2 protein-coding genes are annotated in these 875 nt (G+C 44.9%); one reads left to right on the top strand and one right to left on the bottom strand.

Going from position 1 to position 875, the window contains the following annotated elements:
* Window positions 1-437: DUF1538 family protein (locus tag R8N49_RS25875; RefSeq protein WP_318190300.1), on the bottom strand; the 437-nt coding region annotated here is incomplete at its 3' end.
* A 285-nt stretch (window positions 438-722) separates the two neighbouring features.
* On the opposite strand from R8N49_RS25875, the gene R8N49_RS25870 reads away from it, so the two are divergent.
* Window positions 723-875 (top strand): NAD-dependent epimerase/dehydratase family protein (locus tag R8N49_RS25870; RefSeq protein WP_318190301.1); only part of this gene is annotated, 153 nt, incomplete at its 3' end.

The following is an 875-nucleotide window of genomic DNA, read 5'->3' as shown; positions in this document are numbered from 1 at the left end:
ATCGCAACCCCAACAGAAAAAGCCACCGTTATCCGCAGGCCAACGCCATACTCCGTCATGGATTGTTCGGAATTAGGGATCATCCCGCCTTCAGCCGCCACCTCTGAGGCCTCTTCTGCAACAGCAGTCAATGCCGGCTCTGCGATAGTGGTTCCAAACCCCAAGCAAAACGCAAAAATCAATAACCAAAACACACTGCCCTTTCGAGCAAAGGCTTGTGCCATATTTTCGCCAATGGGGAACAAGCCGAGTTCTAGCCCGAAAATAAAAAACGTCAGGCCTAAAATGACCAACAACAAACCAAAAAGAATCGAGACCAAGTTAGGTAAAGGCTCTTGCAGAACCACCAATTGGAAGAAGGTAATAACAATCACAATAGGAAGAAGATCGCGGGCACTGTTAAACAGAGCGCGGAACAAAGCAGTGAGTGCTTCCATGCAAATCCTCCCATTGACGAACAAGTTATTGGCTCTGAAAGCGAGACCTGTCCGGTGATATCCTTATCATCTACTCTCAGTGTGGCATAAATTTCTACTCACAAACGTGAACAACCTTATGTCACCACTAACATTTGGTTACATTTTCCTAATATGTGAACTGGATGAGCCACCACGAAAATTTATCTGAAAGATGGGAGAACACATGATAAGCAGCGCTGAACTGATCAAGCGAGGCGCAAAACGACTATAATGTTCTAATATATTGACATTCAAAGAGATGCTATGAAGATATTACTTACAGGTGGAACTGGGTTTATAGGGTCTGAGTTACTCAAACTGCTCACCACTCATCAGATAGTGTTACTGACCCGATCGCCAGACCAAGCCAAACAACGCTTGCAGTACGCTGATTTAGGTAATATCGAGTACCTTGCT

The organism is Vibrio sp. 1978 (genome assembly GCF_033344345.1).
Note: the sequence above shows the minus strand (reverse complement) of the source record. Positions and strands in the feature narration are given on the sequence as shown.